Annotated in this window: 12 protein-coding genes and 2 pseudogenes; 1 reads left to right on the forward strand and 13 read right to left on the reverse strand. The window is 70.2% G+C overall.

All coding sequences use genetic code 11. The annotated features are described in order from the left end of the window. Positions 1-3 precede the first annotated feature (3 nt). From argS to OXU32_12075, 13 genes and pseudogenes are all read right to left on the reverse strand, one after another. Positions 4-1,701: an arginine--tRNA ligase gene (gene argS / locus OXU32_12015; protein ID MDE0074675.1), complete on the reverse strand. Its 1,698-nt coding sequence runs from the start codon at positions 1,699-1,701 to the stop codon at positions 4-6. Next, on the reverse strand, positions 1,698-2,132 hold the full coding sequence (locus OXU32_12020) for a zinc ribbon domain-containing protein (GenBank protein MDE0074676.1): 435 nt from the start codon (positions 2,130-2,132) through the stop codon (positions 1,698-1,700). The genes argS and OXU32_12020 overlap by 4 nt, the downstream gene beginning before the upstream one ends. A 59-nt stretch (positions 2,133-2,191) precedes the next feature. Further along, positions 2,192-3,763: a methylmalonyl-CoA mutase family protein gene (locus OXU32_12025; protein MDE0074677.1), complete on the reverse strand. Its 1,572-nt coding sequence runs from the start codon at positions 3,761-3,763 to the stop codon at positions 2,192-2,194. After that, positions 3,760-4,032, reverse strand: a pseudogene (locus OXU32_12030) (acetyl-CoA carboxylase biotin carboxyl carrier protein subunit). Before OXU32_12030 ends, OXU32_12025 begins: the two are co-directional and overlap by 4 nt. A gap of 335 nt (positions 4,033-4,367) precedes the next feature. After that, on the reverse strand, positions 4,368-5,873 hold the full coding sequence (gene accC, locus OXU32_12035) for an acetyl-CoA carboxylase biotin carboxylase subunit (GenBank protein ID MDE0074678.1): 1,506 nt from the start codon (positions 5,871-5,873) through the stop codon (positions 4,368-4,370). Between the two features lie 183 nt (positions 5,874-6,056). After that, positions 6,057-7,601: an acyl-CoA carboxylase subunit beta gene (locus OXU32_12040; GenBank protein MDE0074679.1), complete on the reverse strand. Its 1,545-nt coding sequence runs from the start codon at positions 7,599-7,601 to the stop codon at positions 6,057-6,059. Between the two features lie 67 nt (positions 7,602-7,668). Continuing rightward, entirely contained in the window at positions 7,669-8,874 is a 1,206-nt protein-coding gene (locus OXU32_12045) for a penicillin-binding protein activator (protein ID MDE0074680.1), read from the reverse strand. Between the two features lie 12 nt (positions 8,875-8,886). Further along, positions 8,887-10,905: a 30S ribosomal protein S1 gene (locus OXU32_12050; protein ID MDE0074681.1), complete on the reverse strand. Its 2,019-nt coding sequence runs from the start codon at positions 10,903-10,905 to the stop codon at positions 8,887-8,889. Between the two features lie 229 nt (positions 10,906-11,134). Next, positions 11,135-11,938, reverse strand: a complete 804-nt coding sequence (gene cmk / locus OXU32_12055) for a (d)CMP kinase (GenBank protein MDE0074682.1) — start codon at positions 11,936-11,938, stop codon at positions 11,135-11,137. Next, positions 11,936-13,240 (reverse strand): annotated as a pseudogene (gene aroA / locus OXU32_12060) (3-phosphoshikimate 1-carboxyvinyltransferase). The gene cmk and the pseudogene aroA overlap by 3 nt, the downstream one beginning before the upstream one ends. Further along, complete coding sequence (locus OXU32_12065; GenBank protein ID MDE0074683.1) at positions 13,192-14,061, reverse strand: prephenate dehydrogenase; 870 nt, start codon at positions 14,059-14,061, stop codon at positions 13,192-13,194. The pseudogene aroA and the gene OXU32_12065 overlap by 49 nt, the downstream one beginning before the upstream one ends. Further along, complete coding sequence (gene rnz, locus OXU32_12070) at positions 14,058-15,011, reverse strand: ribonuclease Z (protein ID MDE0074684.1); 954 nt, start codon at positions 15,009-15,011, stop codon at positions 14,058-14,060. The genes OXU32_12065 and rnz overlap by 4 nt, the downstream gene beginning before the upstream one ends. 27 nt (positions 15,012-15,038) lie before the next feature. After that, positions 15,039-17,258 (reverse strand): TonB-dependent receptor, encoded by a 2,220-nt coding sequence (locus OXU32_12075; GenBank protein ID MDE0074685.1) that lies wholly within the window; start codon positions 17,256-17,258, stop codon positions 15,039-15,041. 310 nt (positions 17,259-17,568) lie between these two features. Between OXU32_12075 and OXU32_12080 the strand changes: the two genes are divergently transcribed. Next, positions 17,569-18,879, forward strand: a complete 1,311-nt coding sequence (locus tag OXU32_12080) for an aminotransferase class V-fold PLP-dependent enzyme (protein MDE0074686.1) — start codon at positions 17,569-17,571, stop codon at positions 18,877-18,879. Positions 18,880-19,055: the final 176 nt, after the last annotated feature.

Genomic DNA, 19,055 nt, shown 5'->3' on the forward strand with positions numbered 1-19,055 from the left:
GCCTCAGCTCACGCGCCGCGCCATGCGGGTCGGAGCCTGTACGCCCACGAGGGTGAGCGCGTTGCGCAGCACCACGCGCACGGCCCCGGTGAGGGCGAGACGCGCCGCCCTCAGCGCCGGGTCTCCGGCCAGCACCGCGAGGTCGGGATTGCGGGTCGGATTGCCGGCGTGATACCACGAGTTGACCATGCCGGAGGTGTGTTCGAGGTACTCGCACACCAGGTGCGGCGCCCGCGCTCGCGCTGCCCGGCGCACCAGCTCCGGGAACTCGCCCAGCCGCCCCATCAGCTCGCGCTCGCGCGGATGCTCCAGCAGGGACAGGTCGAGACCCTCGGGGGTGAGCTGGTCCGGCGTCATGGAGTCGGGATCCATCCGCGCCTTGCGGAAAATGCTGCACATGCGTGCGTGCGCATACTTGCTCTTGTAGACCGGGTTGCGGTCGGAATGGTCGAGGGCGGCGTCCAGATCGAAGACCAGGTGCGCCTCCGGCTTGCGCATCAGGAAGAAGTAGCGCGCGACATCCACGCCGACGGCGTCGACCAGCTCTCGCAGCGTGGTGTAGCCCCCGGAGCGCTTGGAGAGCTTCACCTCCACCCCGCTGCGCTCGACGGTCACCATCTGGTGAAGGAGGTACTCGGGGTATCCCCGCGGCCGGCCGAGCGCCTGCAGTCCGGCGCGCACCCGGTCGACGGTTCCGTGATGGTCCGAGCCCTGCACGTTGATGACCTCGTGGAAGCCGCGCCGCCACTTGCTCATGTGATAGGCGACGTCGGGGAGGAAGTAGGTGGGGCTGCCGTCGCTCTTGACCATCACCCTGTCCTTCTGGTCGCCGAAGGCCGTGGTGGTGAGCCACATGGCGCCATCGCGATCGTACACGTGCCCGGTCTCGCGCAGCGCCGCGATGGTCGCGTCGACCGCCCCGTCCGTGTAGAGCGAGGATTCGAGGAAGTAGCGGTCGAAGCGCACGCCGAAGTGGGCGAGATCGCGGTCCTGTTCTTCGCGCAGCACGCGCACCGCGAAGCGCCGGCAGACGGCGTGCCGTTCCTCCGGCTCGGCATCCACCCACCGGTCGCCCTCCGCTTGCGCGAGCCGCTCCGCGATCTCGACGACGTAGGCCCCGTGGTATCCATCGTCCGGGAAGTCGGCCTGGACGCCGAAGTGGTGCAGATAGCGGCAGGCGACGCTCTCCCCCAGCCGCTCGATCTGGCGGCCCGCGTCGTTGTAGTAGTACTCCCGGTACGCCGCCCAGCCGGTCCAGTCGAGCAGGTTGGCCAGCGTGTCGCCGAGCGCGGCCTGGCGCCCGTGGCCCAGGTGCAGCGGACCGGTGGGGTTGGCGGAGACGAACTCCACCATGATGGATCTGCCCTGCCCGTCCCCGGAGCGCCCATAGAGTTCACCCCGGCGGAGAATCTCCACGACGACCGAGGATACCCGCGAGGCCGAGAGGCGGAAGTTCAGGAAGCCCGGGCCGGCGACCTCCACCGAGGCGATCCCGGTGCCGTCCAGCTCGAGCCGTCCCGCGATCTCGTCCGCGATGGCGCGCGGAGGCCGCCGGAGCCGGGAGGCGAGGGTGAGCGCGACGGAGGAAGCGATGTCGCCGTGGTCCGGGTCGCGCGGCCGCTCCAGCCGGACTTCGTGTCCCGTCACTCCCATCCCGGCGAGCGCCTGCTCGAGGATGTCGCGCAGCGCCCCCCGGCTCATTGCTCCGAACCGGCTTGGGCCCGACTGCCCGCACCGCTCGCGGACCGGGAACCGCCCGAATCAGCTCCCGATGCTGAACCGGCCCGACCGGCGCCCGAGGACGTCTTGCCCGAATCCGAGGACGACGTTTCCGCCGTCTTCGCTTCGCCCTTCTTCGGGGATTCGCCCGCACCGTCGCCGGCAGCCCTTGCGCCGGATGCCGCGGCAGGCTCTTTACCCGCGTCGGCCGCGGCCCTGTCGCGGTAATCCTGACTGCGGTGATCGGTGATGTAGAAGCCTTCGCCCTTGAAGATGAAGCCGGCCCCGCCGGAGATCCTGCGCCGGGCAGCCGAGCCGCAGTCGGGGCAGCTGGAGACCGGCTCGTCCGACATTCTCTGGAAGACCTCGAAGGCCTGTCCGCAGCCGCTACACTGGTAGTCGTAGGTAGGCATGGATGATGAATCGCGGGGTTGGTTCGACCCGCCAAGGTAATCGTGTTTGCGGAGGACGCCTATTGCCCTGCGTAGCTCCCCCATTCGCGCGCGAGGACTTCGCTGATCTCGCCCAGGGTCGCGCGGGCGCGCACGGCGGCCACCATGGGCGGCACCAGGTTGGCGTCCGTGCGCGCCGCCTCCCGCACCTGGTCGAGGGCGCGGGCGGCTGTGCGGCCATCGCGGCGGGCGCGCAGCTCCTCCAGCCTGGCGCGCTGCCCGGCCTCGAGCACCCGGTAGTCGGGGCCGCGGCGGGGCGGGTCCGCGCCCTCTTCGACGTGGCGGTTTACTCCGACCACGACCTTCTCGCCCGACTCGACCGCGAGCTGGGTGCGGTACGCCGACCGGTGGATGTGGTCGCGCATGTAGTCGAGGGACTGCGCGGCCCCGCCCGTGGCGGCGATGCGCTCCAGGTGAACGCGCGCCCGCGACTCGATCGTATCGGTAAGCGCTTCAACGAAATAGCTCCCCCCGAGAGGATCGACCGTGCGGGCCACCCCGCTCTCGCGCAACAGGATCTGTTGGGCGCGCAGGGCAATGCGGGCGGACTCCTCGGTGGGGAGCGCGAGAGCCTCGTCGTATCCGTTGGTGTGCAGCGACTGCGTACCCCCCAGCACCGCCGCGAGCGCCTGCAGGGTGGTGCGGGTCACGTTGTTGAGGGGTTGCTGAGCGGTCAGCGTCGACCCACCCGTCTGGGTGTGGAAGCGCAGCCGCGCGCTCCGGTCGGAGGCCCCGAACTGCTCGCGCATCAGCCGCGCCCACAGCCGGCGGGCGGCGCGGAACTTGGCCACCTCCTCGAGCAGGTCGCTGTGCGCGGCGAAAAAGAAGGAAAGGCGCGGGGCGAAGTCCTCGAGCGCGACTCCGGATTCCAGCGCGCGGCGCACGTACTCGAGCCCGTTGGCGAAGGTGAAGGCGACCTCCTGGGGGGCGGTCGAGCCGGCCTCGCGGATGTGGTACCCGGAGATCGACACCGGATTCCACCTGGGCAGCTCGCGCGAACAGAACGCGATGACGTCCGACACCAGGCGGAGCGAGGGCTCAGCCGGATAGATGTAGGTGCCCCGGGCGATGTACTCCTTGAGGATGTCGTTCTGCACCGTCCCGGCCAGCTGCGCACGCGGCACTCCCCGCTCGTCGGCCAGCGCGACGTAGAGCGCGAGCAGGGTGGCCGCGGTCGAGTTTATGGTCATGGAGGTGGAGACGTCCTCCAGCGGAATCCCCTCGAAGAGAAGGCGCATGTCCTCGATGGAATCGATCGCCACCCCGACCCGCCCGACCTCGCCGGCGGCCATGGGGTGGTCCGAGTCGTAGCCCATCTGCGTGGGGAGGTCGAAGGCGACCGAGAGCCCGGTAGTGCCGCTCTCGAGCAGGTAGCGGTAGCGCCGGTTGGTCTCGGCCGCGGTGCCGAAGCCGGCATACTGGCGCATGGTCCAGGGACGCCCGCGGTACATGGTGCGGTGGATGCCGCGCGTAAACGGGAACTCCCCCGGCTGGCCGGGATCGTCGCGGGGCGCGGGATCCGACGAATCGGGGCCGTACACCCGTTCGACCGGGATGCCGCTGTCGGTAACCGGGCGCGGATCGTCACTCACGGCGCCGTCTCGCCGCCTGAGTCGCCCGGCGAGCGATCCCGGCCGTCCGCGGCGCCATTGTGGCCTCCGTCCTGCTCGAACTCGACCAGGACGTCGCCGCGCCTGACGGATTCCCCGGCGGCGACGTGGACGCGGCGAACCCGTCCCGCGGCGCGTGCGCGCAACTCGTTTTCCATCTTCATCGCTTCCACGATCAGCAATCCCTGGCCCTCCGCGACCTTCTGACCTTCCTCGACGTCGACCCGCAGCACGAGCCCCGGCATGGGTGCGCGCACAGGTTCGAGGCCAGCGGCAGGGGACATCCCGTCGCTCCGCGCCCGGCGCAGGCGCCAGCTCCGCTCATCCGTTACCTCGACCCGGAAGGCGCGGCCGCGGTGATGGATCTCCCAACTGGTTTCGCCGATCCGTACGCCGAATACGCGGTGAGGGCGGTCGTCCATCGACAGTATGAGAGACCGGCCACACCCTCCTTCGAGCACCCGCGCCTCGTCGCCGGCACCTTCCAGCCGCACGGTGTCGCCGTCCACCTGCACCGGCAGGACGCGTCCCTCGACGGCAACATGGAAGCGCACGGACTTCGTCGGATCCGCGCCCCCCGCCCCGCTCACGGCAGCACCGCCCACTTCGCGCCCGCTCTGCGCCAGGCCGAGAAAGCCGGACGCCCGTCCACATGCGCTCTCCGGGCCGGGTCCGGCCCCCGCTCCCTGTCCGCGAACAGCGCCGCGGCCGCCGCGACCACGGCCAGCTCGCCGGCATCGATGTCGCCGGCCGTGAGTTCGGGGTGGTCTTCGATGAAGCGGATGCTCAGGTCGCCTCGCCGGAAGGCGGCATGCCGCATAACCCGCTGGTGAAAGGGCACACCGGTGGGTACTCCCACGATGGTCAGTTCCTCGAGCGCGCGCGCCATGCGCCGCACCGCCGAGGCGCGGTCGGGTCCCCAGGCGACCAGCTTGCCCAGCAGCGGATCGTAGTGGCGGCCGATCTCGAACCCGGCGCGAATGCCGCCGTCCCAGCGCACCCCCGGCCCTGCCGGAACCTCGAGCACGTCCACCCGCCCGGTCGCGGGCAGGAAGCCCTGGAAGGGGTCCTCGCTCGTGATGCGGCACTCGATGGCGTGGCCGTCCAGGCGCACATCCTCCTGCGTGAAGGGGAGCGTCTCTCCCGCCGCCACCCGAAGCTGCCACTCGACGAGGTCGATGCCGGTCACCAGCTCGGTCACCGGATGCTCGACCTGCAGGCGGGTGTTCATCTCCAGGAAATGGAAGTCACCGTCGAGGTAGAGGAACTCTACCGTGCCCGCGCCTACGTAGTCGACTGCGCGGGCGGCCCGCACCGCCGCCTCGCCCATGCGTGCCCTCAGCCCGGGCGTGCCCACCGGAGAGGGCGACTCCTCCACCAGCTTCTGGTGCCGCCGCTGGATGGAGCACTCGCGCTCCCCCAGATGGACCAGGTTGCCGTGCTCGTCGCCCAGCACCTGCACCTCGATGTGCCGGGGCGCGTCCAGGTACCGCTCAAGGTAGACCGCCGGATCGCCAAAGGCCGCCTGCGCCTCGCGGCCGGCCGCTGCGAGCGCCCGCTCGAGCTCGTCCGGCCCCTCCACCACGCGCATCCCCTTGCCGCCGCCCCCGGCCGCCGCCTTCAGCAGCACCGGAAAGCCGATCTCGCGGGCCTGTCGGTGGACCTCATCCAGATCGCGCACCGGGCCCGGTGAACCCGGAATCACCGGGGTGCCCGCCGCCCGCATCAGCCTGCGGGCGCGCACCTTGTCGCCCATCGCCGCGATGGTCCGGGGCTTCGGCCCGATGAACACCAGCCCGGCGTCCCGCACCGCGCGCGCGAACACGGCCCGCTCCGACAGGAAGCCGTATCCCGGGTGCACCGCCCGGGCCCCCGAGCGCGCCGCGACCTCGAGCAGGCGATCGATGCGAAGGTAGCTCTCGGCGGAGGGCGCGGGCCCGATTTCGTGGGCCTCGTCGGCCGCAAGCACGTGCGGCGCGCCCCGGTCCGCCGCCGAATACACCGCGATGCTCCTCACGCTCAGCTCCCGGCAGGCGCGCACGATGCGCAGCGCGATCTCGCCCCGGTTGGCGATCAGAACCGATTCGAACACCCTAGCAGTCCGTGGATGAATCCGCGCGAGCACCGAGAGCGGCGAGGCGCCGGGCTGGCAAGGCGCTTTGAAGGGCCAATAGCAGCGCTCTTGGTCCGAAAAGCAACGCAGAGCGAAGCGATCCAGCGCGGATGCATCGCCGCTCGAATGCCGGGGGGAGTTCGTCCACGGGCTGCTGCCTCCTCAGAGCGGAATGTTGCCGTGTTTCCTGGACGGGTTGGCGTCGCGCTTGTTCTCGAGGATGTCGAGGGCGCCGGCCAGCCGGGCGCGGGTCTCGCGCGGATCGATGACGTCGTCGACGTACCCGCGGGCCGCGGCGATGTAGGGATGCGCGAAGCGCTCGCGGTACTCCTCCATCCGCGCCTCGAGCGCGGCCTCCGGGTCGTCGGCCCTCGCGATCTCCTTGCGGAAGAGGATCTCGACCGCGCCCTTGGGCCCCATCACCGCGATCTCCGCGCTGGGCCACGCGAGGCTCAGATCTCCACGGATGTGCCGTGAGTTCATCACGTCGTAGGCGCCCCCGTACGCCTTGCGCGTGATGACGGTGACCCGGGGGACGGTGGCCTCGGCGAAGGCGTACAGCAGCTTGGCGCCGTGGCGGATGATGCCCCCGTGCTCCTGGCCCACGCCCGGAAGGAACCCCGGCACGTCCTCGAACACCACCAGCGGGATGTTGAAGGCGTCGCAGAAGCGCACGAAGCGTGCCCCCTTGTCCGACGAATCGATGTCCAGCACCCCCGCCAGCACCGCCGGCTGATTGGCCACCACGCCCACCGCGTGCCCTCCCAGATGGGCGAAACCGGTGATCAGGTTGGGGGCGAAGAGGGCGTGCACCTCGTAGAACACGCCGTCGTCCACGACGCGCCCGATGACCTCCTTCATGTCGTAGGGCTTGTTGGGGTTGGACGGGACGACATCCAGGAGCGCTTCGTCCCCACGATCCACCGGGTCTTCCGTCGGCCGGCGCGGGGCGGGTTCGGCGTTGTTCTGCGGGATGTAGCGAAAGAGCTCGCGCACGGAGGCAAGGGTGTCGGGTTCGGATTCGCCCACGAAATGCGCCACCCCCGAAGTCGACGCGTGGGTGCCGGCACCTCCCAGGCTCTCCATGTCCACGTCCTCGTGGGTCACCGTGCGCACCACCTCCGGCCCGGTGACGAACATGAAGCTGGTGCCGCGCACCATGTAGACGAAATCCGTGATCGCCGGCGAGTAGACCGCCCCGCCCGCGCAGGGCCCCATGATGACGCTGATCTGCGGAATCACGCCCGAAGCCAGCGTGTTGCGCAGAAAGATGTCCGCGTAGCCCCCCAGTGAGACCACACCCTCCTGGATGCGGGCGCCCCCGGAATCGTTCAGCCCCACGACCGGCGCTCCGGTCTTCAGCGCCAGGTCCTGCACCTTCACGATCTTCTCGGCATGGGCTTCCGACAGCGAGCCCCCGAAGACGGTGAAGTCCTGGGAGAAGACATAGACCAGGCGTCCGTCGATGCGCCCGTGTCCGGTGACCACCCCGTCCCCGAGCACTTTGCGCTCCTCCAGTCCGAACCCGGTCGCGCGATGGGTGACGAAGCGGTCGAGCTCCACGAAGCTCCCGGGATCCAGAAGCAGATCGAGACGCTCGCGGGCCGAGAGCTTGCCGCGCGCGTGCTGTGCCGCCAGGCGCTCGTCCCCTCCGCCCTGCTCCGCTTCCCGGCGCAGGCCCTTCAGGCGCTCCAGCTGCTCGCGCATGCTCACGGGCGGGGAAGTTCGGGCAGGACCGGCGTCACCCGGGTGAGGGCGGGCGCACACCGGGACATCAGTAGACCCGGACCAGCTCCCGATCCCGGATCACGACGACCTCGTAGACCCGCGTGATGCGCCCGTTTTCCACGGCGAGGGTTCCGGTCGCCCCCTCGAAGCCGTCGATCTCCTCGAGCGCGGCGCGCACTTCGTCCGGGGCGCGTGCGCCCGTGCGGAATGCCGCAAGCAGCAGGCCCATGATGTCCCACCCGAGCGCGGGAACGTCGCTGCGCAGGGACTTCCGGTGAACCGTCTCGTACGCCCGCACGAAGTCCTCGTACGCCGGTTCCGGGCGTCCCGGCGGGCGGGCGGTCACCGTAAGGACGCCTTCGGTGAAGTTGACGTCGACATCGCGCAGCACGTCGGGTGTCGACCATCCGGCGGTCCCGAGCACGTCGACGCTCAGCGAATCGTCCAGCCCATAGTGCTGTACCTGGCCCGCCACCTGCGGGATGTCCATCGCGGGCAGGGACGGCAGCGGAAGCAGCACCGCATCCGGATCGATGCGGATCAGCTCTCCCACCTCCGCGCGAAAGTCGACCTGTCCCGGGGGATAGTAGAAGGCCCCGGCCAGAGCCCCGCCTCCTAGGCGGAACGCCTCGCGGAAGGTCTCCACCTCGAAGCGCGCGTACGCGGTGGAGGGAGCGATCGCCACAACGCGCCGGATGCCCTGCTCCCATGCCGCCCGGCCCAGCGCTCTGGCGGGACCGGGATCCGGTCCGGCCAGCGAATAGACGCCGGCCTGGCCCTCCGGCAGTTCCCGGGCGGCGGGCGCGATCATCGGCACCGGTCGCCTGCGGCCCTCGGCCACCCGAGCCACCGCGGCATCCTGCAGCGGCCCCACGATCGCCGACAGGCCCGCCGCCTCCAGCTCGGCGAGCGCCCGGCGGGCCTGGTCGACCCCTCTGCCGCTGTCGATAACCTGCACGACAGGCAGACCGTCGCGCTCCGAAGCCGAGGCGACCGCGGCGCGCACCCCCTCCTCGATCAACTCGGAATACTCCCGCATGAACGGTGAGCCCGACATGGGAAGCATGACCCCCACCACGGGAGCCGCGAGCTCCGGCTCGGGCTCGGGCACCTCGGATTCGGGCGCGGTCAGTGGTGGGGGTTCCACCTCCGGCGGCGGGGGCTCGGGCGCCGGCGGCCCTGTCGCCACCGGCACGCAGCCGGCTATGACCGTGAGGACGGCCTGGGCTCGGACACGGAGCGGGCTAGCCATCACGGATAGGCGCTACCCCTCGTCGTCAGGCCGGGCGGCGATCGTCTCGTCCACGGCCTCCCCATCGTCCACGGCCTCCCCATCATCCACGGCCTCCCCACCGCCGACCTCTTCGGCCTCGCCGGCCGCGGCTTCCGGGTCGTCCGCGGCTTCCCCACCGTCCTCTGGCGCATACTCGGTGTCGTCCTCCTCGGTGATGCGCCGGCGGGGCTCCGCCATGACCTCCACCACGATTCTGCGGTTGGCGGCATCCGACTCGAGCACCTTGAGGTCGACCTCGTCCCCGGGCCCGTAGTAGTCCTCGAGCGACTGGTTATCCCGCACACGACTGTGCGAGATGGGGACGAAGGCCTCGACGTTTTCGCCCAGGTCGACCACGACCCCCTTCTCCTGAACCCGCACGACACGGCCTTCGCACTCCACGCCCGGTGCAAAGCGCTCCGAGAGCCAGGGCCAGGGATCGTCGAGAACCTGCTTGATCCCGAGCGAGATGCGCTTGTTCTCGCCATCCACATCGAGAACCATCACTTCCAGTTCCTGGCCCTTGTTCACGATCTCCGAAGGATGCTCAACGCGCTTGGTCCAGCTCATGTCCGACACGTGAACCAACCCGTCGATGCCCGGCTCGATCTCGACGAAGGCGCCGAACGAAGTCAGGTTGCGCACCTTGCCCTGCAGCCGCGTCCCGGTGGGATACTTGAGCGGGAGGGCCAGCCAGGGATCCTCCTCGATCTGCTTCATGCCCAGCGAGATCTTCTCGGCCGCCGGATCCACCTTCAGCACGACGGCTTCGATCTCGTCCGCGATGGAGACCAGCTTCGAGGGATGGCGGATGTTGCGCGTCCACGACATCTCCGAGATGTGGACGAGCCCTTCGACGCCCTTCTCCAGCTCGACGAAAGCGCCGTAGTTCGTGATCGACACCACCTTGCCGTGTACGCGCACGCCGACCGGGTACTTGAGGTCGATGTCGGTCCACGGATAGGGAAGCAACTGCTTGAGCCCGAGCGAGATCCTCTCCCGCTTCCAGTCGATGTCGAGGACCTTGACGTCGAGCTCCTGGCCGATGCTCACCATGTCGGAGGGGTGTCCCACGCGTCCCCACGACATATCCGTGATGTGCAGGAGCCCGTCCAGCCCGCCGAGGTCGATGAAGGCGCCGAAATCGGTGATGTTCTTGATGATGCCGGCCCGCACCTGGCCCACCAGCAGTTCCTTGACCAGGGTCTCGCGCTTCTTGCCGCGCTCGGCCTCCAGGATCACCCGCCGCGATACCACGATGTTGCGGCGCCTCTTGTTCAGCTTGATGATCTTGAAGTCGTAGACGTCGCCAACCAGGTCTTCGATGTTGGGCACCCGGCGGAGGGCGATCTGCGAGCCCGGCAGAAAGGCGTCCACGCCCATGAGGTCCACGGTCATGCCGCCCTTGATCTTGCGCACCAGCGTGCCCTCGATCGGCGAACCGCTCTCGTAGGCTTCGCGGATCTTCTCCCAGACCCGAAGGAAATCGGCCTTCTTCTTCGACAGGACCACCACCCCGTCGTCGTCCTCGAGGCTCTCGAGCAGGACCTCGACCTCGTACCCGGGCGCAAGGGCTTCGTTGTCCCGGAACTCCTCCCGCGGGACCGCGCCCTCGCTCTTGAAGCCGAATTCCAGGATGACGGTGGCATCCGTCACCCGCACGACCTTCGCGCGTACGATCTCTCCCTCGCGCACCTCCTGGATGCCGGACTGGAAATCCTGGAGCATGGTGCCGAAGTCGTCGCGCGACATCGACGGATCGTCGTCGCCCCCGGGGTCGTCCGAGAGGCCGAACCCGGTATCGCCACGCGGATCGGCGAAGAGCTCGTCCGGGGCGTCGAACGCCGCGAAGTCCCCGAAGGCCTGGCTCGGGGACGGATTGACTCGGGCGGTATCGCCGGAACCTCCACCCTCATTGGAATCGGTTCCCTGAGAATCGCCGGAGGGGAGGGCGGAGGAGGGTACGGATTCCGGTGAAGGGGAGTGAGTGCCTTCTGTCTGGTCGGTCATTGGTTGTCGTCCCTGGCGCACCCCCTGGAGGGAGCGCCGTTTCTGGCCGGTCCCGTATGTCGCGGGCCGGGTTCGGGGTTTACGGGATCCAGGAGGAGGGGAGAAACCGGCCGGGCGGGCTTCCGGGTTCGCCGGAGGCCGGGATCGGCACTGCGTTCCTCCAGCAGAGGTACGGGCAAACGGCTATTTTTCAGCACGTTAAGGTATGCGTCGCCGGTCAGTGCGTCAATCATTCCGCGGAAGTGGGAATCCTCGCGTGCCGGTGGCCGGCCCGGGAGCGCACCACGCCGAGGATTGCCTCGACCTGCTCTTCGAACGAGAGGCGGGTTCCGTCGACTTCGAACGCGTCGGCCGCCTTCTTCAGCGGTGCAATCCCGCGGGTGGCGTCGATGCGGTCACGGGCGCGCAGGCGGGCCGCCTCCGCCGCCACCGCACCGTCCGAGTCCGGATCGCGCCCCTTGTCGCGCAGGCGGCGGCGGGCGCGTTCGGTGACATCGGCGACCAGGAAGATCTTCGCCTCCGCATCCGGGAACACTACCGTGCCCAGGTCGCGCCCGTCGCCCACCAGTGACCCCTCCTTCCCCGCCTGCCGCTGGCGGTCGAGCAGCCACCCGCGCACCGCGGGCAGCCGCGCGACGGCGGAAACGTGAGCGTCGACTTCGGGGCTCCTCAGTTCGGTTGTCAGGGCGCGCGCGCCGAGCATCATCCGAAATGCGGATCCGGCGGCCACCATCCGCACGGGATGAGCGTTCAGGTCCGACTCCGTCAGCGCGGGCCATGAGTCCGGCGGCCGGCCCGACTCGAGCAGGGCGCAGGTGAGGGCCCGGTAGAGCGCGCCCGAGTCCAGGTGGCGGAAGCCCAGCCGGCGCGCCACCTCGCGGGCGGTGGTGGACTTGCCGGAACCGGCCGGGCCGTCGATGACGATCACCGGTCCCCGCTCGCGCCCACGGAGGGGTCGCCCCGGCTCCAGGTCCTTCTCGCTCGAATCCGGGACGGAGGGTCGCCCGGCCGGCCTGGAAGCGCGCTCGAGCATCTCCCAGAAGCCGGGGTAGCTGACGCCCACGGCCGCCGGCGCGTCAACGGTGATGGCGTTTCCGGCGAGCGCGCCGAGCACGCCGAAGGCCATCGCGATGCGGTGGTCGCCGCGCGCCTCGACTGCACCGGACAGGGGGCGGCCGGTCCCTTCGATCACCAGGCCGTCGGGAAGCTCCTCCACCTCCACGCCCAGGTTCGACAGGTTGGCCGCCAGCGCGCCCAGCCGGTCGGATTCCTTGACCCGCAGCTCCTCCGCGCCGGTGATGCGCGTGATGCCCCTGGCGCGGGCGGCGAGCACCGCCAGGACGGGCACCTCGTCGATGAGTCCCGGAATCTCCTCGCGCTCCACCACGGTCCCGGTCAGGTCCGACGCGTGGACGATCAGGTCGCCGGCGGGCTCGCCGCCTTCCGGCGCGGACCCGATCTCCACTTCGATGCGAGCGTTCATCCTCTGCAGTACGGGAAGGAGTCCGGTCCGTGTCGGGTTGAGCCCGATACCGCGGAGCACGATCCCTTCCCCCGCCCCACCCAGCAGAGCGAGCGCGAGCGGAAAGGCTGCGGACGAGAAGTCGCCCGGCACGGATACGTCCAGAGGATCGAGGGCGGGCGGCGCGGCGGTCAGGCGCAACCGGTTGGCGCCGCCCTTCGGGGAACTGGCCAGCGCACACCCCGCGGCTGCCAGCATGCGCTCGGTGTGGTCGCGCGAGAAGCCCGGCTCGAGGAGCCGCACCGGCACGCCGCCGGTCACCCCTGCGAGCAGGAGCGCGCTCTTGAGCTGGGCGCTGGCCACGGGGAGGCGATAGTCGAGGGCGCGCAGGGGGCCGCCGGCAATGCGCAGTGGGAGTCTGCCGGGAGCGGCAAGCGGCTCGAAGCGCGCGCCCATCCGCGACAACGGGTCGGTCACTCGCCGCATCGGCCGGCGCCGCAGGGAATCGTCGCCGGTGAGGGTGGCCTCGAGCTCCTGTCCCGCCAGGACACCCAGCATCAGCCGCGCGGTGGTGCCGCTGTTGGCGCAGTCGAGGATCCGGCCCGGGGTACGCAGGCCGCGCACGCCCACTCCGGTGATGCGCAGTTCCCCATCGGCCGGCAGGGGCGGCACGCGCACGCCCAGTTCGCGGAGGATGGAGGCCGTGGCCTGGGGATCCTCTCCGGTAAGGATGCCGCGGATGCGGCTCTCGCCGGCCGCCAGCGCGGCCAGCAGCAGCGCCCGGTGGGAGATGGACTTGTCGCCGGGCACCCTCAGCTCGGTCGTCACTGGCCGGTCCGGCCGGCTTCGCCCGGGCCGCCGCCCGCGCGCCAGGAGCGAGTGGAGTTCATCCAGTCTTCAATGGCCTCCAGATCGCGGCGGTCGAGGGCGTCCGCGAACTCGCGCGCCACCCGCGAGAGGTCCCGGAGCGCGTCCCCGGCCTCGCTGCGCGCCAGCAGCGGAAGCCACATTTCCGGAGAACTGCCCGCGAGGCGCACCATGTCGGCGCCGCCGGTGCCCAGGTCGGAAGGGGCGTGACCGGATTCCTCCAGAACGCGCGCAAGGGCGTTGGAGACCAGTTGGGGAAGGTGGCTGCACCACGACATGAGCCGGTCGTGCTCGCCGGCGGTGGTCCAGCGCGGACGGGCGCCCACGGCCCGCCAGAGCGTCTCCACGGCAGCCGCCCCCGCCCCCGTCCCCGTCAGCCAGACGGTCGCGCCCGCAAACAGGTCGGCCGCAGAGTGACCGAACCCCGACCCTTCCCCGCCTGCCATCGGGTGCGATCCGGTGTAGCGGGCGCTTTCGCCGAGGGCCCCCATCGCTTCCTCCACCGGGCCCTTCAGGCTGACCACGTCGGTCACGACCGCTCCTGCCCGCCAGCGGCCCCGGTGGTCCGCGAGCAGGCGCAGGGTCACGTCGAGGGGGGTGGCGTACACGACCAGGTCGGCGACCGCGAGGACGGCCTCCGGGTCGGTGGACCCCGCGTCGATCGCGCCCGCACGCTCGGCCAGCTCCAGATTGGACGCCGTCTGCGAGGTGGCGACGACGCGAGGCGGCCGGTCGAGGGACGCCAGCGCGCGGGCAAGCGACCCGCCGATCAGCCCGAGCCCCACGATGGCGACCGTGCGGAATCCATGGTCGGGTGTCGAACTCACGCAGCTCCCTCTCGCCCGCGGGCGGGTGGGGTGGCGGGGGGATCATCGCGGTAGGGGACTTCCAGGGTCAGCCCGTCCGCGGCCACGACCGTCGCGGGGAACACCCGGCGCGCCACGCGCTCGAGGCGCGCCGGCTGCTCCGAGTACCGCGCGGAGATGTGCGTGAGCGCGAGGCGGGCCACTCCGGCGTCGCGGGCGACGCGCGCGGCGCCCGCAGCGGTGGAGTGGAAGGTCGCGCGCGCCCGCGCCGTGTCATCGCCGGCGAACGTGCACTCATGGACGAGCAGGTCCGCCCCGGCCGCCGCCTCCACCGTCGAGCGCACGGGACGCGTGTCGCCCGTGTAGACCACCGTCCGGCCGGCCCGGCCGGGTCCCACCACCTCTTCCGGCCGGACCGCCCGCCCTTCGACCTCCACCGTCTCGCCCCGATGCAGACGGCCGAAGGCGGGTCCTTCGGGGACGCCCAGGGCACGTGCCCTCTCGACATCGAACCGCCCCCGGCGATCGTCCTCGCGCAATACGTACCCGAGCGCCGGCATGCCGTGGTTCACCCGGAAGGCGCGCACCTCATAGCCGTCCCGGGAGACGCAGTCCCCCGGCCTGAGTTCCCGGACCTCGACCGGAAAGCTCAGGCGGTCGAATCCCAGGTGGACGGCATCCTCGAGCACCCGCCGGCCGGAGACCGGACAGGTGAGCAGCAGCGGATCTTCCCGCCCCTGCAGCGCCATGGTGCGCAGCATCCCGGTCACGCCCACGAAGTGATCGGCGTGCATGTGTGTGATGAACACCGCCCAGAGCGAGAACCCCGTGCCGTAGCGCATCATCTGGCGCTGGGTGCCCTCGCCGCAGTCGAAGAGCATGAGGTCGCCCTCCCGCTGCACGGCGATCGCGCTCACGTTGCGGCGCACGGTCGGACACGCGGCCGAAGTGCCCAGAAACGTCACTCGCATCATACCTGGCGCGTGAGGCAGGCCCGGTCAGCTCCGCACGTCCAGCCGCACGAAGAGGTGCCGGCCGGGGGCGTCGATGCCCGAGCCGTGAATGCGATACAACTCGTCGAAGAGGTTCTCGATCCCGGCGGAGATGCGCAAACGATCCCGCCAGGACGCGCCTCCCCGAAGGGAGTGGACATGGTACGCGGGCGTCCCCCCCTCCTGGATGCGGCTGTCGATCCGGTCGCGGAAGCCGAGCCGGTTCTGGCCACCCGCCATCTTGCCGAAGTACTCGATCCAGCCCGACCGTTCGTCGCGGGACCACGGCCAGCGCAGGCGATACGACAACGTCGCCGGGGGCACGCGGCTGAGCGGCTCCTCCGCGAGCATCCCGTCGCGCGCAACCACCGCATCTCCCAGGGTCCACGAAGCCGCAAGGTCCAGCTGCCCGCGGGCGGGGAGTCCGGCGGACAGGCCCGCTTCGACACCGTCGATGGTCGCCGAGCCGATGTTCTGAATGGTGAGCACGGGAAGCAGGTCGGGTCCGAAGGTGCTCTGGCCCCGGAAGGTCCCGAAGCTGCGTTCGAGCAGGTCGTCGATTCCGATGCGGAAGACGGTCAGCTCGGCCGTCGCCGAACCTCGCATCCAGCTCGCCCCCAACTCGAGTGTGTAGCTGCGCTCCGGGCTCAGCTCCGGATTGGGCAGCGCGATGCCGCCGGGGACATCTCCGACCAGCGTGAGATCGTAGATGTTGGGCGCGCGGAAGGCCTGGGCCGCGCGCGCCCTGAGCGACATCGCCTGCGCGGGGTGGTAGACCACGCCGAGTTCGCCGGTGACGTTTCCGACCCGCGAGTCCACGTCACCGCCGAAGTCGTCACCGACCCGCGTGGTCGTACGATAGGTGCTGGCGCGCCCCCCGAACTGCACCCGGAACCTCCCCCAGGGTTCGTCGGCGAAGGCGTACAGCGCGGCGCCGCCGAAGCGGGAGCCATCGGGAAACCGACCGGTGGGCACGGCCTCCTCCCCGCTCCAGCGGAACGAGGAAGTCTCCACGCCCGTTGCCAGGTTCTCCTCCCGGCCGTGCGAGCGGGTGACGTTGTCCCACACTTCCAGCCCGTAGGTCACGCCGCTCCGGCCATCGCCGTGTATCGCCTGCCCCTGGACGTCCAGTGCAACCGAACGCACGTCGTCGGAGACGTAGCGGACGCGGTCCGAGGGCATGACGATGTCATCCCTGAGCGATTGGCTCCTGATCGAGCGTCCCTCGCGCTGCACCTGCCACGATACCTGAACGTCCAGAGTGGACATCCAGGGCCGGCTCGTGGCCACGGTTCCCTTCATGCGCGCGAGCGACCGGTCCTGGGGCTCGAAGAGGTAGAGCGCGTTTCGTCCCACTCCTCCCCCGGCCACTCCCGGAGCCCGGAAGTCGACGTAGCGATCGTAGCGCGGGACGTCGCTCTGCTCGGCATGCTGGCCGGCCATCTCGATGCGGAACCGCCGGGTGGCCTGCAGGTCGAGGCGGAGGTCGCCACTCCACTGGTCGTAGCCGGTCGGATCCTGGGGCGGGAGGCCCCCGCCCGGCTTCAGGTGCGACCAGGTGCCGAAGCCGGCGCCGCCGAAGAGCTCCAGACCCGACAGAAAGTCCGGCACGGCCGTTGCCGCCGAGAGCCGCGCACGACTCCCGCTGGTGGCTCCGTCGAAGGTATAGGAGCCCTCCGTCACCCAGTTCTCGCCCGGCTCGAGCAGGTCTCCGGCACGCCGGGTGATCACGTTGATCACCCCGCCCATGGCATCGGAGCCGTAGAGCGCCGACGAGGCTCCGCGCACCACCTCCATGCGCTCCATGATCTCCGGATCCACCGAGGACAGATACTGGCTCGGACCTTGACGGAAAGTGCCGTTGTTGAGGCGCACCCCATCGACCATCAGGAGCACCTGGCTGCCGGTGAGGGCGCGCACGAAGGCGGCCCCCTGCCCCGCGGTGGTCTGCTGGACCAGCACGCCGGGCTCGGCGACAAGGGCATCGAGGAGGAGGCGGTTGGGCTGTTCGCGCAGTTCGGCCCGCCCCACCAGGCTAACCGACACGGCGAGTTCGTCGGTGGTGGTCGCCAGGCGGGTCGCGGTCACCACCAGGGGATCCAGCAGGAACGCCGTCGAGTCCGGATCCGTCTCGTCCGGCGGCGCCTGCGCCAGGGCGGGCAAGGCAGCGGCGAGAAGGGTGGCCGCGCAAACCAGGACGCAGACCCGGCAAGGCAACTTCGGCATCGCAATCCTCTTCCTGTTCATGCCTTGGTTGCCCGGCGCCGCGCGGGGCGGGCGAGGTTTTCGAGGGATCGGCCGCGTTGGACTGGATGAGCTCCGAAAGCACGGAGACGACGCCGGAATAGCCCGTCCACCGACGAAATGTTCCCGGTTGCGGGACGCCCGTGGAGACGCGCAAGGCAGGCATCCCTCCACGCGTGAGGTCGTCCTCATGCCGCCGGCCGGCTGCCTCCACGGGCAGGTGACATTCGATCCCGCTCGTCGTATCGTGCCTGCAACGGAGCGAGCCACCATCCTCTGCAGGAGAGACCCGATGATGCCCAGTCGCCGCCAGTTTCTCGGTTCCATGGCCGTGCCCGCCGTGGCCGCCGCCGGACTCCCCCTATTGCCCGCCCGCCTTTCCGCGGACGCCCGCAAGGTCGCTGACGAGCTGGGCAACTGGTCCGGGTCACCCGCGCAGATCGCGCGCGACGAGGACTTCTGGGTCGAGGTTGCGCGCGCGTTCACCGTGGACCGGAGCCTCATCAACCTGAACAACGGAGGGGTGAGCCCCTCGCCGCGCTGGGTGCAGGAGGCGATGAAGCGCCACCTCGACTACTCCAACGAGGCGCCCACCTACACGATGTGGCAGATTCTCGAGCCGCAGCGGGAGACGGTGCGCGCGCGCCTGGCACGCGAGTGGGGCGTGGATGCGGAGGAGATCGCCCTGACGCGAAACGCGTCGGAGGGTCTGCAGATCCTGCAGCATGGCTTCGACCTGCAGCCGGGCGACGAAGTCCTGACCACAACCCAGGACTACGGGCGCATGATCACCACCTTCCGGCAGCGGGAGCGGCGCCACGGCATCGTCCTGAAGCAGATCCGCATTCCCGTGCCCGCCGAGGATCCCGCCGAGATCGTGCGCTTGTTCGAGGAGGCCATCACGCCGCGCACACGCATGATCCTGTGCTGCCACATGATCAACCTCACCGGCCAGATCCTGCCGGTGAAGGAACTCACCGCCCTGGGGCGCCGCCACGGGATTCCGGTGCTGGTGGACGGGGCCCACGCGCTCGCCCACTTCGACTTCGATCTGGGCGAGCTGGACGTGGACTTCTACGCCACCTCCCTGCACAAATGGCTGTTCGCGCCCCACGGCACGGGGCTGCTCTACGTCCGCCGGGAGAGGATCCCGGAGGTGTGGCCGCTGACCGCCGCCCCCGAGAGCAGGGACAGCGACATCCGCAAGTTCGAGGAGATCGGCACGCACCCGGCGGCGAACTACCTGGCCATCGCGGAGGCGCTGACCTTCCACCAGGGAATCGGCGGGGCGCGCAAGGAGGCGCGCATGGTCTACCTGCGCGACTACTGGGCGGACCGGCTCCTGCAGCACGACCGCGTGCGCCTGCACACCAGCCGCAAGGCGAGGTTCGCCTGCGGGCTGGCCAACGTCCAGATCGACGGCGTCGATCCCGGTCCCCTGAATCAGTACCTCTGGAACGAGCACCGCATCATCGCGGTCGGCATCGGCCACGAGGAGTGCACCGGTTCGCGCATCACCCCCAGCGTCTACACGACCCTGGAGGAGCTCGACCGCTTCGGCGACGCGATGGAGCACGTGATCCGGCACGGCCTGCCGGCCTGACGAGCGACTCTGCCGGGCACCGACGGGCCTGGAGCGGTGTCGATATTGTCAGCAATATACAGTAGACGCCAGTAAACGTCAGAGGAGCAGTTCCGAAAAAGAACGGCGGCGGGCCCGGTGATCGCGACCCGCCGCCGTTCTTGCGTTCGGCCGGCAGACCCGGCCGTCCCGCGGTG

It is taken from the genome of Gammaproteobacteria bacterium (assembly GCA_028819075.1).
In the GTDB taxonomy this organism is placed as follows: Bacteria; Gemmatimonadota; Gemmatimonadetes; order Longimicrobiales; family Gaopeijiaceae; genus BD2-11.

Excerpts from the sequence above, each read along its gene's own strand:
- argS (MDE0074675.1), bottom strand. The coding sequence starts at position 1,701 with ATGAGCCGGGGGGCGCTGCGCGACATCCTCGAGCAGGCGCTCGCCGGG.
- OXU32_12050 (MDE0074681.1), bottom strand. The coding sequence starts at position 10,905 with ATGACCGACCAGACAGAAGGCACTCACTCCCCTTCACCGGAATCCGTA.
- cmk (MDE0074682.1), bottom strand. The coding sequence starts at position 11,938 with ATGCTCGAGCGCGCTTCCAGGCCGGCCGGGCGACCCTCCGTCCCGGAT.
- OXU32_12040 (MDE0074679.1), bottom strand. The coding sequence starts at position 7,601 with ATGCGCGAGCAGCTGGAGCGCCTGAAGGGCCTGCGCCGGGAAGCGGAG.
- OXU32_12020 (MDE0074676.1), bottom strand. The coding sequence starts at position 2,132 with ATGCCTACCTACGACTACCAGTGTAGCGGCTGCGGACAGGCCTTCGAG.
- OXU32_12080 (MDE0074686.1), top strand. The coding sequence starts at position 17,569 with ATGATGCCCAGTCGCCGCCAGTTTCTCGGTTCCATGGCCGTGCCCGCC.
- OXU32_12075 (MDE0074685.1), bottom strand. The coding sequence starts at position 17,258 with ATGCCGAAGTTGCCTTGCCGGGTCTGCGTCCTGGTTTGCGCGGCCACC.
- OXU32_12045 (MDE0074680.1), bottom strand. The coding sequence starts at position 8,874 with ATGGCTAGCCCGCTCCGTGTCCGAGCCCAGGCCGTCCTCACGGTCATA.
- rnz (MDE0074684.1), bottom strand. The coding sequence starts at position 15,011 with ATGCGAGTGACGTTTCTGGGCACTTCGGCCGCGTGTCCGACCGTGCGC.